This window comes from Enterobacter cloacae complex sp. P16RS2, assembly GCF_014982155.1.
GTDB lineage: Bacteria > Pseudomonadota > Gammaproteobacteria > Enterobacterales > Enterobacteriaceae > Enterobacter > Enterobacter cloacae_M.
This window is the reverse complement of sequence record NZ_JADCKW010000007.1, coordinates 146,775-161,010: the sequence shown is the minus strand read 5'-3', so window position 1 is coordinate 161,010 and position 14,236 is coordinate 146,775. Positions and strand designations below refer to the sequence as shown.

Annotated in this window: 11 protein-coding genes; 7 read left to right on the top strand and 4 right to left on the bottom strand. The window is 58.3% G+C overall.

The genetic code is table 11. The features are described 5' to 3' along the window. Nucleotides 1-41: 41 nt before the first annotated feature. Together macB and macA are read right to left on the bottom strand one after the other, a co-directional pair. Nucleotides 42-1,982, bottom strand: a complete 1,941-nt coding sequence (macB, locus tag INF68_RS03825; RefSeq protein WP_109846005.1) for a macrolide ABC transporter ATP-binding protein/permease MacB — start codon at nucleotides 1,980-1,982, stop codon at nucleotides 42-44. Further along, nucleotides 1,979-3,094, bottom strand: coding sequence for a macrolide transporter subunit MacA (macA, locus tag INF68_RS03820; RefSeq protein WP_193525257.1), 1,116 nt, complete (start codon nucleotides 3,092-3,094; stop codon nucleotides 1,979-1,981). The genes macB and macA overlap by 4 nt, the downstream gene beginning before the upstream one ends. Nucleotides 3,095-3,253: 159 nt before the next feature. On the opposite strand from macA, the gene INF68_RS03815 reads away from it, so the two are divergent. Next, the gene (locus INF68_RS03815) at nucleotides 3,254-4,210 is read left to right on the top strand and encodes a VirK/YbjX family protein (RefSeq protein WP_126786636.1); all 957 of its coding nucleotides are present in this window, start codon (nucleotides 3,254-3,256) and stop codon (nucleotides 4,208-4,210) included. Here the strand turns inward: INF68_RS03815 and INF68_RS03810 are convergent. Further along, entirely contained in the window at nucleotides 4,207-5,865 is a 1,659-nt protein-coding gene (locus INF68_RS03810; RefSeq protein WP_029739481.1) for an ATP-dependent endonuclease, read from the bottom strand. The two genes, INF68_RS03815 and INF68_RS03810, sit on opposite strands and share 4 nt — an antisense overlap. A 372-nt stretch (nucleotides 5,866-6,237) precedes the next feature. Between INF68_RS03810 and aqpZ the strand changes: the two genes are divergently transcribed. From aqpZ to hcr, 4 genes are all read left to right on the top strand, one after another. Next, nucleotides 6,238-6,933 carry an aquaporin Z gene (aqpZ, locus tag INF68_RS03805; RefSeq protein WP_033145073.1) on the top strand — a complete coding sequence of 232 codons (696 nt, stop codon included), beginning with the start codon at nucleotides 6,238-6,240 and terminating at the stop codon, nucleotides 6,931-6,933. 182 nt (nucleotides 6,934-7,115) lie between these two features. Further along, on the top strand, nucleotides 7,116-8,015 hold the full coding sequence (locus tag INF68_RS03800; RefSeq protein ID WP_126786635.1) for a lysine exporter LysO family protein: 900 nt from the start codon (nucleotides 7,116-7,118) through the stop codon (nucleotides 8,013-8,015). 144 nt (nucleotides 8,016-8,159) lie between these two features. Then, on the top strand, nucleotides 8,160-9,812 hold the full coding sequence (gene hcp / locus INF68_RS03795; RefSeq protein WP_126786634.1) for a hydroxylamine reductase: 1,653 nt from the start codon (nucleotides 8,160-8,162) through the stop codon (nucleotides 9,810-9,812). Between the two features lie 10 nt (nucleotides 9,813-9,822). Further along, a complete protein-coding gene (hcr, locus tag INF68_RS03790; protein WP_126786633.1) occupies nucleotides 9,823-10,791 on the top strand; it encodes an NADH oxidoreductase in 969 nt (322 codons plus the stop codon). A 90-nt stretch (nucleotides 10,792-10,881) separates the two neighbouring features. On the opposite strand, the gene INF68_RS03785 is transcribed toward hcr, so the two are convergent. Further along, complete coding sequence (locus INF68_RS03785) at nucleotides 10,882-11,316, bottom strand: DoxX family protein (protein ID WP_126786632.1); 435 nt, start codon at nucleotides 11,314-11,316, stop codon at nucleotides 10,882-10,884. Nucleotides 11,317-11,467: 151 nt separating this feature from the next. On the opposite strand from INF68_RS03785, the gene poxB reads away from it, so the two are divergent. Both poxB and ltaE read left to right on the top strand, forming a co-directional pair. After that, nucleotides 11,468-13,186, top strand: coding sequence for a ubiquinone-dependent pyruvate dehydrogenase (poxB, locus tag INF68_RS03780; RefSeq protein ID WP_023310968.1), 1,719 nt, complete (start codon nucleotides 11,468-11,470; stop codon nucleotides 13,184-13,186). Between the two features lie 38 nt (nucleotides 13,187-13,224). Beyond that, nucleotides 13,225-14,226, top strand: coding sequence for a low-specificity L-threonine aldolase (gene ltaE / locus INF68_RS03775; RefSeq protein ID WP_109846001.1), 1,002 nt, complete (start codon nucleotides 13,225-13,227; stop codon nucleotides 14,224-14,226). Nucleotides 14,227-14,236: the final 10 nt, after the last annotated feature.

Below are 14,236 nucleotides of genomic sequence, written 5' to 3'. Positions count from 1 at the left end.
TCAAAATGCCAGCCCGATCGGCTGGCATTTTTATTTTCGGGTTATTCCCGAGCCAGCGCGTCCACCGGATCCAGCCGCGCCGCGTTGCGGGCGGGCAACCAGCCAAACAAAATGCCGGTAAAGGTCGAACACAAAAACGCGGTGATAATGGCAACCGGCGAGAAGCCAATCTCCCAGCCGGGTAAAAAGAGCTGGAGCGCAAACGCGATCATCATCGAGAGCGCAATGCCCATCGCCCCGCCGACCAGACACACCAGAACCGCCTCAATCAAAAACTGCTGCAGCACATCGCTGGCCCGGGCGCCGACCGCCATGCGAATACCGATCTCTCGCGTGCGCTCGGTGACCGACACCAGCATGATATTCATCACCCCGATGCCGCCGACGACCAGCGAGATCACCGCCACCAGCGTGAGGAACAGCTGAAGAGTACGTGTGGTCTTTTCCGCCGTTTTCAAGAGGCCGTCCATATTCCAGGTGAAGAAATCTTTCTTCCCGTGGCGCAGGGTTAACAGTCGCTCAAGCTGCTGTTCGGCGAGCGCGCTGTCGTAGCCCTCCTTCACGCGCACGGTGATGGAGTTGAGCCAGGACTGTCCCATAATCCGCCCGGAGATGGTGGTGTAGGGCAGCCAGACGCGCAGGATCTTGCTGCTGCCAAACATCGACTGCTTCTCTTCCGCCACGCCAATGACCGTGGCGGGCATGTTGCCGACCAGGATCACTTCGCCTACCACGCTGGCTTTATTGGGGAAGAGCTGCCTGCGCGAGTTCGCGTCCAGCACCACCACCTGCGCCCTGCCCGCCAGCTGCTCGGCGTTGAAGGTGGCGCCTTCGCTGAAGGTCATGCCGTAGACGTTGAAATAGTCTCCGCTCACGCCGTTAGCGCTGGCGGCCACGTCAACGTTGCCCACGCGCAACCGCAGATTCTGCGAAACCGCAGGCGTGGCGGAGTTCACCCACGGCTGCTTCTGAATCGCGGCCAGATCGTCGTATTTCAGCGCCTGCTGATACTGCGGCTCGTCGTCGCCAAAGTCTTTGCCGGGATAAACGTCAATGGTATTAGTGCCAATGGCGCGGATATCTGCCAGCACCAGCTGCTTGGCCGCGTCGCCCACCACCACGATCGATACCACCGAGGCGATACCGATAATGATGCCGAGCATCGTCAGCAGGGTGCGCATTTTGTTGGCCGCCATCGCCAGCCAGGCCATGGTCAGCGCTTCGCGAAAGCCGCTGGAGAACTGTCCCCAGCCGGTTGATGCCGGTAGCGCTTCTTTCGGCGCCGCAGCCCTGGACTCGCGCGGCGGTGGATTGCTGACCAGCTCGCCGTCGTGGATCTCAATAATGCGTTCCGCCTGCGCCGCCACCTGCGGGTCGTGGGTAACGATAATCACCGTGTGCCCCTGATCGCGAAGCTGATGGAGGATCGCCATCACCTCTTCACCGGAATGGCTGTCGAGCGCCCCGGTCGGTTCATCCGCGAGGATCACCTGCCCGCCGTTCATCAGCGCACGGGCAATACTCACGCGCTGCTGCTGGCCGCCGGACAGCTGCGAGGGCTGGTACTCCACCCGCTCCGCCAGCCCCAGACGCGTCAGCAGCATCTGCGCGCGCTCAAGCCGTTTCTTCCGCTCGACGCCCGCATAGACCGCGGGAACCTCCACGTTCTGCGCCGCATTCAGGTGAGAAAGCAGATGGTAACGCTGGAAGATAAAGCCGAAGTGTTCCCGGCGCAGCTTCGCCAGCGCGTCGCCGTCCAGCGTGGAGACATCCGTCCCGGCCACGCGATAGGTCCCGCTGGTCGGTTTATCCAGACAGCCGAGAATGTTCATCAGCGTCGATTTACCGGAACCCGACGCGCCGACAATCGCCACCATCTCGCCCGCCTCCACGCGCAGGGAGATGCCCTTCAGCACCTCCACCGGGCCGTCGCCTGACGGATAGCTGCGACGAATGTTATTCAGCTCAAGCAGCGCCGTCATTTAGCGGCTCCGGGCAGGCTTTCGCTGACAACAACCTCCTCGCCCTCTTCCAGTCCTTTCACCACCACCACGTCGGTGTCGTTGCGCGCGCCGATCACGACCTCGCGCTCGCGCGTTTCGCCGTTGCGCAGCACTTTCACTTTATAACGGCTCTCCCCGGCGGACTCGCCGAGCGCAGAGAGCGGAATGGTCAGCACATTCTTCACGCCGGTCAGCTGGATATGCACCTGTGCGGTCATGTCCAGACGCAGCACGCCCTGCGGGTTTGGCACCTCAAAGCGGGCATAGTAAAAAATTGCGTCGTTAACTTTCTCCGGCGTCGGCAGAATGTCCTTCAGCACGCCTTCGTAGCGCGTCTGCGGGTCGCCAAGCACCGTAAACCAGGCGTTCTGCCCCGGCTTAAGATGGATCACATCCGCCTCTGAGACCTGGGCTTTGACCAGCATGGTGCTCATGTCCGCCAGCGTCAGAATATTTGGCGCCTGCTGCGCGGCAATCACCGTCTGGCCCTGCAGCGTGGTGATCTGGGTCACTTCGCCCGCCATCGGTGCGACGATTTTGGTGTAGTCGAGGTTGGTTTTTGCCGTATCCAGCGAAGCCTGATTGCGTTTGATCTGCGCGTCAATCGTGCCAATCTGCGCCTGTTTCACCGCCAGTTCAGTGGTGGCAGTATCTAAATCCTGTTTCGAAATAGCCTGGGTTTTGGCCAGCGCCTGCTGACGGGTCAACGTTACCTGAGCCAGGTTACGTTCTGCCAGAGCCTGGGCACGCTGCGCGCGCAGCTCCATCAGCGTGGCTTCCACCTCGCGGATCTGGTTCTCAGCCTGCTCAGGATCGATAACGCCGAGCAGCTGGCCTTTTTTCACCTTGTCGCCAATCTCAACCGACAGCGTTTTCAACTGGCCGCTGACCTGAGCGCCGACGTCAACCTTGCGCAGCGCGTCAAGCTTGCCCGTCGCGAGGACGTTTTGCTGCAGTTCGCCCGGGCGAACAATCAGCGTCTGATACTGCGGCACCGGCGCATTCAGCACCTGCCATAGCCAGTACCCACCGGCTAAAACCACGACCGCCAGCAGCAGAAACAGCGTTCTGCGTGTTCCCTTGAGGTTCATAAATATTCCAAATAAATGTTCTGGCAATGATAAGCGTTGATTCTAACTAAACGACTCTTCAACGAAAGCCCTGTTCTCCGAAATCGTCCTAATTTGTTTACGAGATGTTGACATTTCTCCTGCTGAAATAGCGATATTCCAAAAGGATCAGGATCTACCATGTCTTCTATCGTCGATACATCACTTTCAAACCTGCCGCAGCCAAAATCCGGCTGGCAGCTCTTCAAAAACCTGGCTTTCGGTGAGATCGCACCCGGGCTGGCATGGGAAAAACCCGCCTATCGACGCAAGTTCATGCTGCGTTCACTGGCGACACCGCTCAGCACCGCTCGCCTGCTGTCTGATCTTGCGAAACATCCGCACCTGATGCAAATGCTCCAGGTTCAGCCAGGGCTGCCCTGCCGCCTTCATCGTCCGTGGTTAACGGTCAATATGGAGCGACAGCGTGTGCTGGAATCGCTGTCCTGGCACTATCAGATGATGTGCCGCCAGCTGCCGGCGACGCTGACAAAGGGTTACCTTTCAAAGCAGGGCGTGACTCTGCTGACCTTAACCGGAAAAGATGAACAGCAATTTACCGTCCGCCTGTGTGCCGACGCGTTTATGGATAAAGAGGGAGAAGCTACCCTCGTTTTCTGTGACAGTCAAAATACGGCGCTGGCGGAGATGACCTTTACGCTATGCCAGTTTGAGGGAAAATCGACGCTGTTCATTGGCGGTTTGCAGGGCGCAAAAGCGCATGTTCCCCATGAGCTGATCCAGGGAGCGACGAAAGCCTGCCACGGCCTGTTCCCGAAACGTCTGCTGGTCGAGGCCGCAATGACGCTCGGCGCCGCGTTCCCGGTAGAGCAGATTGTCGCCGTCAGTAACGATACCCATATTTATCGCAGCTGGCGCTACCGCAAGAAAAAAGAGGGCAAACTGTTGGCCGATTACGACAGTTTCTGGCTCTCCATCGGCGGTGAAAAGCAGGATAACGGTAATTTTATGCTGCCACTCGTCATGCCGCGTAAACCGATGGAAGAGATCGCCAGCAAAAAACGCTCCGAATATCGCCGCCGCTACGCGCTGCTGGATAGCCTGATTCAGCAGATGAAACAGGCGACCCAACGCTAATCCGCTTTCCCGCGTGCCAGCCACAGCACGCGGGAGAACATCTTCCGTAACAGGGTCGGTACCGCCTCCACGCCCCGCCTGCCCGCTTCCGTCGCCACTTCAATGGCTAAATCCGGTTTTGACGAACGGTGAATGGCTTTGGCGATCACCCGCCGCATGTTCATCGGGACATCGACCGGCACCATGGCAATGCGGTGGAAGACGTCGTCGAACCCCTGACGATACATAAAGTGTTCCATGTCCATCGCGGGGAGCATGGTTAAATGGTCGCGCTCTTCCTCGCGCTCGTTATTCAGCAGGCTCCGCACGGTCGAGGCATATTTTTTACCCGCCTCATCACCGTCTACCAGAACGTGCCACTCGATCCCCATCCGGCGGGCGAATTTTATCAGCGGCTTTAATCCCGACTGGGCGAATTCGATTACCTTAATGCCTTCCGCATCAAAGTGGTGGCCGCACTGGCGCGCCAGCTCGTTGATGACCCAGGTTTCCGTTTCCCCCTCCACCAGCAGCCAGCAGCGGGCAAAGAGCGACGACGCCCGGTTAAAGCGAATATGAAACGCGATGCGCCGCCCGTCTTCCGCGTTCAAACCGCCCGGCCCAAGGCGGAAAGCGGAGACGCGGGAGGATTCACGCACCAGGCGACAGACGTGTTCTACCGGCGTCAGCGATAATAACTCTCCGGAATTGGTGGTCGTAATGCGCTGGAGCGGCAGCAGATTCAGCAGATGCCAGGCCACGGAGAGCATGATGGGATGCAGGCGCGTTTCCGGGTCTTCCACCAGCAGCAGCGGCCGGGCGTCCCGGTCCAGACGAACGGTGCCTTTGGCCTGCAGAAGCGTTGAAAACAGCCCCAGCAGAATCACCCGATGGGTACGGCCGCCGGGCCGGTCGATCATCCGGTTAATGATGTCCAGATAGCGCCAGCTTCGCTGCTCATCATGAGAGCGGCGGCGCATCAGACGATGGCGGGACTCCGAGGTGCCCTGCTCGGAAAAATAGTGCTCCAGGAGTTGCACCATCGCGGACAACCCCTGTCGGATTTGACCATCGGTCAGATTCTGCGGACGCGACACCAGCTCTCTTGCCAGAAAATCCAACTCGCGGGCGGTAACCTCCACTTCCGGCATATTCGGTACGGTACCGTTACGAATACGCCGCATAAAGCGCGCATCGCGCAGGCGTAACACCGGCGTCAGGCGGATCAGGTGGCGGGCCAGATCGTCGATATTGTCCAGCGGGATCGGGTTGGCTTTCTCATCGAGAAAATCACGCAGAGTGAGTACCCCCTCGTTCTCCGCCATCTCACCTTCAAGCCGATAGAAAATCCGGTGGAAACCGTCATCGCAAGGCACCCAGCAGGGTGACAGCGGGCGGAAGCGACGCACGCGGTGACGTCCGGGCTCGGATTCGCGGAACGTCAGGATGATATGCAGATGCTTCTCGCGCCCCGTTACGTCACCGGGCGGGAACCAGAAATCGTCGCGGACGAAGTGATACAGATCGTCTTCGGGTGAAAGCAGTAGCGTCAATGCATCCAGCAGGCTGGACTTACCCCACGCGTTCTCGCCGATCAGGACGTTGTTCTGCTCCAGCTGCAGCGACAGGCGGTTAATACCGCGAAACCCGACAATTTCCACACGTTCGAGAAGCATAAATCCCCCGCGATATGATCACTTTTTCCTTCAAGTAATCAGCAGTATAGCGGGATGCAGACGGGCTTGACACTGCAATCCGCCTCCATAACCTGGCGGAAGCACGAAAAATTCAGAATTTATCCATCAGGTTTCATTTGAAATAACCCACATCTCACAAGATACTACCGCCCGCAAATTGGTCTATGCTCTATTTACCGCTGATTTGAACAAGGATTGACATCACATTGCCTTAAATCAAATTAATCGAATTTATTTAAGTGGCGAAGGGGTGTTGTTGGTTTTTAAAATACGGGCTCTTTGAGTCGTCATCCCTTTATGGCGATATATCCCGTGCGCGGGAAAGCGTGCGGAAAATTATTTGAGGTGGTTATGTTTAGAAAATTGGCAGCAGAATGCTTTGGTACATTCTGGCTGGTATTTGGTGGCTGCGGTAGCGCCGTTCTGGCAGCAGCATTCCCGGAATTAGGTATCGGTTTTGTCGGCGTCGCGCTGGCGTTTGGTTTAACCGTATTAACCATGGCATTTGCCGTGGGACATATTTCCGGCGGTCATTTTAACCCGGCAGTGACGTTAGGTTTATGGGCGGGGGGCCGTTTCCCGGCGAAAGACGTAATTGGCTACATTGTGGCGCAGGTAGTTGGCGGTATTATTGCGGCGGGCGTTCTGTACGTGATTGCCAGCGGTAAAGCCGGCTTCGACGCGGCGGCCAGCGGCTTTGCCTCTAACGGCTTCGGCGAACACTCTCCGGGCGGCTACTCCATGCTGTCTGCCATCGTGATTGAAATCGTGCTGACCGCAGGCTTCCTGTTGGTGATCCACGGCGCAACGGACAAACACGCGCCAGCCGGTTTTGCCCCGATTGCTATTGGTCTGGCGCTGACGCTTATCCACCTGATTTCTATTCCGGTCACCAACACCTCCGTTAACCCGGCACGCAGCACCGCCGTCGCCATCTTCCAGGGCGGCTGGGCGCTTGAGCAGCTGTGGCTGTTCTGGGTGATGCCAGTTATCGGCGGTATTCTGGGCGGCGTGCTGTATCGCACCCTGCTGGAAAAACGCGATTAATCTTTCCCTCCCTCTCCCCGTGGGGGAGGGCCGGGGTGAGGGCCACAGGCCGCACACCCCACATAGACACAAGCCGGGTAAGGCGCAGCCGCCACCCGGCTTTCTTTTGCCGCTTTACTGAACAGCCTTTATTGGGTAGTGTCACTGGCGCTTAACCGATACTCAAAAAGGACCGGCTGTTCATGTTTTCAGGACTCCTCATCATTTTGCTGCCCTTGATCGTGGGCTATCTTATTCCGCTGTATCGTGAATCCGCATTAAGGCTCATTAATCGATTCCTGAGCTGGATTGTCTACGTTATTCTTTTCTTTATGGGGATTAGCCTGGCATTCCTGGACAACTTATCGGCGAATTTACTCTCCATCCTCCATTATTCTGTCGTCACCGTAGTGGTTATTTTGCTGTGCAATATTGCCGCGCTGCTGTGGCTGGAACGCACTATTCCATGGAAAAATCACCATCATCAGGAAAAGCTCCCTTCACGAATTGCAATGGCGCTTGAATCATTAAAATTATGCGGCGTCGTGGTGCTCGGTTTTCTTCTTGGGCTGACCGGTTGGGCATTTTTACAGCACGCGACTGAGGCCAGTGAATATACGCTGATCTTCCTGCTGTTCCTGATCGGTATTCAGCTGCGAAATAATGGCATGACGCTGAAACAAATTGTCCTCAACCGTCGGGGAATGATGGTTGCGGTTATGGTTGTTGCCAGTTCAATGGTGGCGGGCGTCATCAACGCCTTTATTCTCGATCTGCCGCTGAAAACCGGCCTGGCGATGGCGTCCGGTTTTGGCTGGTATTCGCTCTCCGGTATTCTACTGACCGAATCATTCGGCCCGGTGATCGGCAGCGCCGCCTTCTTTAACGATCTGGCGCGCGAGCTGATTGCCATCATGCTGATCCCGAGCCTGGTTCGCCGCAGTCGTTCTACCGCGCTGGGCCTGTGCGGCGCAACGTCGATGGACTTTACCCTGCCGGTACTACAACGCTCCGGAGGGCTGGAGATGGTGCCCGCAGCTATCGTGCACGGCTTTATTTTAAGCCTGCTGGTTCCGGTCCTGATGGCCTTCTTCTCTGCCTGATACTTCTTTGGCGGTAGGTTTCCTGCCGCCAAAATTGCGCTAAATCAATCTCCCTCTATTTTGTAGCAGAAAGCCCTTTTCTCCGTTCTGGCACAGGCATAACCTTAAACATGTATATTAAATATAACTTTAACAGGTGTGATTATGTTTTGTGTGCAATGTGAACAAACCATCCGTACCCCGGCAGGCAATGGCTGCTCTTACGCACAGGGTATGTGCGGCAAAACCGCAGAAACATCTGACCTGCAGGACCTGCTGATTGCCGCCCTGCAAGGCCTTTCCGCATGGGCGTTCAAAGCCCGCGAATACGGTATTGTCGACCATTACGTCGATAGCTTCGCCCCGCGCGCATTCTTCTCCACGCTAACCAACGTTAACTTCGACTCTCCGCGCATTGTCGGCTACGCCCGCGAAGCGATTGCCCTGCGTGAGGCGCTGAAAGCCCAGTGCCTGAAGGCGGATGCCGGCGCTCGCGTGGAAAACCCAATGTCAGAACTGCAGCTGGTTAGCGACGATTTGGGCGACCTCCAGCGTCAGGCGGCAGAATTCACCCCGAATAAAGACAAAGCGGCGATTGGCGAGAACATTCTCGGCCTGCGCCTGCTGTGCCTGTACGGCCTGAAAGGCGCTGCGGCGTATATGGAGCACGCGCATGTGCTCGGTCAGTACGACAACGACATCTACGCCCAGTACCACAAAATCATGGCGTGGCTGGGTACCTGGCCTGCCGATATGAATGCCCTGCTGGAATGCTCAATGGAAATCGGCCAGATGAACTTCCGCGTAATGAGCATTCTGGATGCCGGTGAAACCAGCACCTACGGCCACCCGACGCCGACGCAGGTCAACGTCAAGGCAACCGAAGGCAAGTGCATTCTGATTTCCGGTCACGACCTGAAAGATCTCTACAACCTGCTGAAGCAAACCGAAGGCACCGGCGTTAACGTTTATACCCACGGCGAAATGCTGCCGGCGCACGGCTACCCGGAGCTGCGTAAATTTAAGCATCTGATCGGTAACTACGGCAGCGGCTGGCAGAACCAGCAGGTGGAGTTCGCCCGCTTCCCTGGCCCTATCGTGATGACCTCTAACTGCATCATCGACCCGACCGTCGGCGCGTACGATGACCGCATCTGGACCCGCAGCATCGTCGGCTGGCCGGGCGTGAGCCATCTTGAAGGTGACGATTTCGGTCCGGTTGTCGCCCAGGCGCAGCAGATGGCAGGCTTCCCGTACAGCGAGATCCCGCACCTTATTACCGTCGGCTTCGGTCGTGAAACCCTGCTGGGTGCCGCTGATTCGCTGATCGATCTCGTCAGCCGTGAAAAGCTGCGCCACATCTTCCTCGTCGGCGGCTGCGACGGCGCGCGCGGCGAGCGTAACTACTTCACCGATTTCGCCACCAGCGTGCCGGAAGACTGCCTGATCCTGACCCTGGCGTGCGGCAAATACCGTTTCAACAAGCTGGATTTCGGCGACATCGAAGGTCTGCCGCGCCTGATCGATGCCGGCCAGTGTAACGATGCTTACTCGGCCATCATTCTGGCGGTCACCCTGGCGGAGAAACTGGGCTGCGGCGTGAACGACCTGCCGCTGTCGCTGGTGCTGTCATGGTTCGAGCAGAAAGCGATTGTCATCCTCCTGACCCTGCTCTCTCTCGGCGTCACCAACATCGTGACCGGACCGACCGCGCCGGGCTTCCTGACGCCGGACCTGCTGGCCGTGCTGAACGAGAAATTCGGCCTGCGTTCCGTGACCAACGTTGAAGATGATATGAAACAGCTGCTGAGCGCGTAAGGAGTTATTCATGACCATGCCAACCTCACAATGCCCGTGGCGGATGCAGGTTCATCACATCCATCAGGAGACGCCGGATGTGTGGACGCTGTCGCTGCTGTGCCATGACTACTATCCGTACCGTGCAGGCCAGTATGCGCTGGTCAGCGTTCGCAATTCTGCGGACACTCTGCGCGCCTACACGATCTCCTCAACGCCGGGCGTGAGCGAGTACATCACGCTCACCGTCCGTCGTATTAACGACGGCGCGGGCTCTCAGTGGCTGACGCGGGACGTGAAGCGCGGGGATTACATCTGGCTGTCTGACGCGCAGGGCGATTTCACCTGTGACGACAAAGCAGACGATAAATTCCTGCTGCTGGCGGCGGGCTGTGGCGTAACGCCAATTATGTCGATGCGCCGCTGGCTGGCGAAGAACCGCCCGCAGGCCGACGTGCAGGCGATTTTCAGCGTCCGTTCCCCGGAAGATGTGATTTTTGCCGGGGAGTGGCGCAATTATCCGGTGACGCTGGTGGCGGAGCACAACGCGACCCACGGCTTTGTGCCCGGTCGCCTGAGCCGCAAGCTGCTGCAAAGCGTGCCGGATATCGCGAACCGCACCGTGATGACCTGCGGCCCGGCGCCGTACATGGACATCGTGGAAAAAGAGGTGAAAGCGCTTGGCGTGACCCGCTTCTTCAAAGAGCAGTTCTTCACGCCGGTGGCGGAAGCGGCAACCAGCGGCATAACCTTCACCAAACTGCAGCCTGCGCGGACCTTCTTTGGCCACGTGGGGACCACGCTGCTGGAGGCGCTGGAAAGCAACAAGGTGCCGGTAGCGGCGGCCTGTCGCGCGGGCGTGTGCGGCTGCTGTAAGACGAAGGTGGTTTCCGGGGAGTACACCGTCACCAGCACCATGACGCTGTCCGACGCGGAAATTGCCGAGGGTTACGTGCTGGCGTGCTCGTGCCACCCACAGGGCGATCTCGTCCTCGCATAAACGGCAAGCGTTCGATCGTAGGCCCGGTAAGCGTCAGCGCCGCCGGGCTTTTTGTCGGGTGGCACTGCGCTTACCCGACCTACAACAACCCTACCGCCACGCGGGCGCTTTACCCAGCGCAAACCGCCCCGCCCCTAAAAATGCGACTGCCAGCGAGCCGATAAAGAAGTACACCAGGCTTTCAATCGCCCATGCGCCTACCTTATCGAGGGCGAGCGTTTCACCCATTCCCACCATCAGCCACGCCACAATCATCGTAAAGGCCAGCACCAGCGCGGCCGGACGCGTAAAGAGCCCGACAATAATCAGAACCGGTGCCACCACTTCTCCAATCAACACGCCGTAGGCGATAAATCCCGGCAGCCCTTTTTCCACCAGCATGCCGCTAATAAAGCCCACGCCGCCAAAAAGCTTGTGCAAACCGTGAAAAAGCATCAGCCCGCCGACGGCAAGTCGTAACAAGAGTTTGCCAAGATCGTCGCACGATAGCTTTTCATTAACAGCAATTAACAATGATTTAACCATTTGAAATGATTCCTGTTTTCACCGAGGTATAACCAGATTATGCCGAATAATTGCGCGTGAAAAGCACCTTTTAATTAGGGGGAGATGACGGGCAATACGGAGACTTTCTTCTAAGCTTGTAAGCGATATCACAAAAAGGAGACGGACAACCATGAAACAAACCGTGGCTGCATATATTGCGAAAACGCTCGAACAGGCTGGCGTGAAACGTATCTGGGGCGTAACCGGCGATTCCCTGAACGGACTCAGCGACAGCCTCAACAAGATGAAGACTATCGAATGGATGCCTACCCGCCATGAAGAGGTTGCCGCCTTCGCCGCAGGCGCTGAAGCACAGCTTACGGGGGAACTGGCCGTGTGTGCGGGCTCGTGCGGTCCTGGCAACCTGCATCTGATTAACGGGCTGTTCGACTGTCACCGCAATCACGTGCCGGTGCTGGCGATTGCCGCCCATATCCCCTCTTCCGAAATCGGCAGCGGCTATTTTCAGGAGACGCATCCGCAGGAGCTGTTCCGTGAATGCAGCCACTATTGCGAGCTGGTTTCATCCCCGGAGCAGATCCCGCAGGTGCTGGCAATCGCCATGCGCAAGGCCGTGCTGAACCGCGGCGTCTCTGTGGTCGTTATCCCGGGCGATGTGGCCCTCAAGGCCGCGCCGGAAGGGGCCAGCACCCACTGGTATCACGCCCCGCAACCCGTCGTAACCCCTGCGGAAGAAGAGCTGAAAAAGCTGGCTCAGCTGCTGCGTTACTCCAGCAATATCGCCCTGATGTGCGGCAGCGGCTGCGCGGGCGCGCACAAGGAGCTGCTTGAATTCGCCGGTAAGCTTAAGGCCCCTATTGTCCACGCCCTGCGCGGTAAAGAGCACGTCGAGTACGACAACCCCTTTGATGTGGGGATGACCGGTCTGATCGGTTTCTCCAGCGGCTTCCACACCATGATGAACGCCGACACGCTGATCCTGCTGGGTACCCAGTTCCCGTATCGCGCGTTCTACCCGACGGATGCGAAAATCATTCAGATTGATATCAACCCGGCCAGCATCGGCGCGCACAGCAAGGTCGATATGGCGCTGGTGGGCGACATCAAATCTACCCTTGCCGCCCTGCTGCCGCTGCTGGAAGAAAAAACGGACCGCAAGTTCCTTGATAAAGCCCTGAGCGACTATCGCGACGCCCGCAAGGGGCTGGACGACCTCGCCAAACCGAGCGACAAAGCCATTCACCCGCAGTATCTGGCGCAGCAGATCAGCCATTTCGCTGACGACGATGCCATATTTACCTGCGACGTGGGCACGCCAACCGTCTGGGCGGCACGCTATCTGAAGATGAACGGAAAACGCCGCCTGCTCGGCTCGTTCAACCACGGTTCGATGGCCAACGCCATGCCGCAGGCGCTGGGCGCAAAAGCGACGGCGCCGGAGCGTCAGGTAGTGGCAATGTGCGGCGACGGCGGGTTCAGCATGCTGATGGGGGATTTCCTGTCGGTGGTGCAGATGAAGCTGCCGCTGAAAATCGTGGTTTTCAACAACAGCGTGCTGGGCTTCGTGGCGATGGAGATGAAGGCCGGAGGCTATCTCACGGACGGCACCGAGCTGCACGACACCAACTTCGCGCGCATCGCCGAGGCCTGCGGCATCACCGGTATTCGCGTGGAGAAAGCCTCAGAGGTGGACGAAGCCCTGCAGCGTGCGTTTTCCATCGACGGTCCGGTGCTGGTGGATGTCGTCGTCGCCAAAGAAGAGCTGGCGATCCCGCCGCAAATTAAGCTGGAACAGGCCAAAGGCTTTAGCCTGTATATGCTGCGCGCCATCATCAGCGGGCGCGGTGACGAGGTGATCGAACTGGCAAAAACCAACTGGCTCAGGTAAAACATTTCGCACGACCTCTTAAAATAAAGGGATGTGAAATGATTGATTTACGCAGTGATACCGTAACCCGCCCGAGCCGCGCCATGCTCGAAGAGATGATGGCCGCCCCGGTCGGGGACGACGTCTACGGCGATGACCCGACGGTCAACGAGCTGCAGCGCTACGCGGCTGAACTGAGCGGCAAGGAGGCCGCGCTGTTCCTGCCGACCGGAACGCAGGCTAACCTGGTCGCGCTGCTCAGCCACTGCGAGCGCGGTGAAGAGTATATCGTCGGCCAGGGCGCGCATAACTATCTGTATGAAGCAGGCGGTGCCGCCGTGCTCGGCAGCATTCAGCCCCAGCCGATTGACGCCGCGCCGGACGGTTCCCTGCCGCTCGATAAAGTCGCGGCGAAAATCAAAGCCGACGATATTCACTTCGCCCGCACCCGGCTGCTCAGCCTCGAAAACACCCACAACGGCAAAGTCCTGCCGCGCGAATACCTGAAAGCAGCGTGGGAATTCACCCGCGAGCGCGGGCTCGGCCTGCACGTTGACGGCGCGCGCATCTTTAATGCCGTCGTGGAGTACGGCTGCGAGCTGAAAGAGATTGCGCAATACTGCGACTCGTTCACCATCTGCCTCTCCAAAGGGCTGGGCACGCCGGTGGGCTCTCTGCTGGTGGGCAACGCAGACTACATCAAGCGCGCCAACCGCTGGCGCAAAATGACCGGCGGTGGCATGCGTCAGGCGGGTATTCTGGCGGCGGCCGGGCTGTATGCCCTGAAAAACAACGTGGCGCGCCTGAAGGACGATCACGACAACGCCGCGTGGATGGCTACGCAGCTGCGCGAGATTGGCGCCGAGGTGATGCGCCACGACACCAACATGCTGTTCGTACGCGTGGGCGATGACCGCGCCGCCGCGCTGGGCGAATTTATGAAATCACGTGGCGTGCTGATCAACGCCTCACCCGTCGTGCGTCTGGTCATGCATCTCGACGTGAGCCGCGAACAGCTGGCTGACGTGGTGAAACACTGGCAGGCGTTTTTACAGCGATAAGGAGCATCAC

Coding starts and splice junctions, on each gene's coding strand:
- macB (WP_109846005.1), bottom strand. CDS start 1,982: ATGACGGCGCTGCTTGAGCTGAATAACATTCGTCGCAGCTATCCGTCA.
- macA (WP_193525257.1), bottom strand. CDS start 3,094: ATGAACCTCAAGGGAACACGCAGAACGCTGTTTCTGCTGCTGGCGGTC.
- INF68_RS03815 (WP_126786636.1), top strand. CDS start 3,254: ATGTCTTCTATCGTCGATACATCACTTTCAAACCTGCCGCAGCCAAAA.
- INF68_RS03810 (WP_029739481.1), bottom strand. CDS start 5,865: ATGCTTCTCGAACGTGTGGAAATTGTCGGGTTTCGCGGTATTAACCGC.
- aqpZ (WP_033145073.1), top strand. CDS start 6,238: ATGTTTAGAAAATTGGCAGCAGAATGCTTTGGTACATTCTGGCTGGTA.
- INF68_RS03800 (WP_126786635.1), top strand. CDS start 7,116: ATGTTTTCAGGACTCCTCATCATTTTGCTGCCCTTGATCGTGGGCTAT.
- hcp (WP_126786634.1), top strand. CDS start 8,160: ATGTTTTGTGTGCAATGTGAACAAACCATCCGTACCCCGGCAGGCAAT.
- hcr (WP_126786633.1), top strand. CDS start 9,823: ATGACCATGCCAACCTCACAATGCCCGTGGCGGATGCAGGTTCATCAC.
- INF68_RS03785 (WP_126786632.1), bottom strand. CDS start 11,316: ATGGTTAAATCATTGTTAATTGCTGTTAATGAAAAGCTATCGTGCGAC.
- poxB (WP_023310968.1), top strand. CDS start 11,468: ATGAAACAAACCGTGGCTGCATATATTGCGAAAACGCTCGAACAGGCT.
- ltaE (WP_109846001.1), top strand. CDS start 13,225: ATGATTGATTTACGCAGTGATACCGTAACCCGCCCGAGCCGCGCCATG.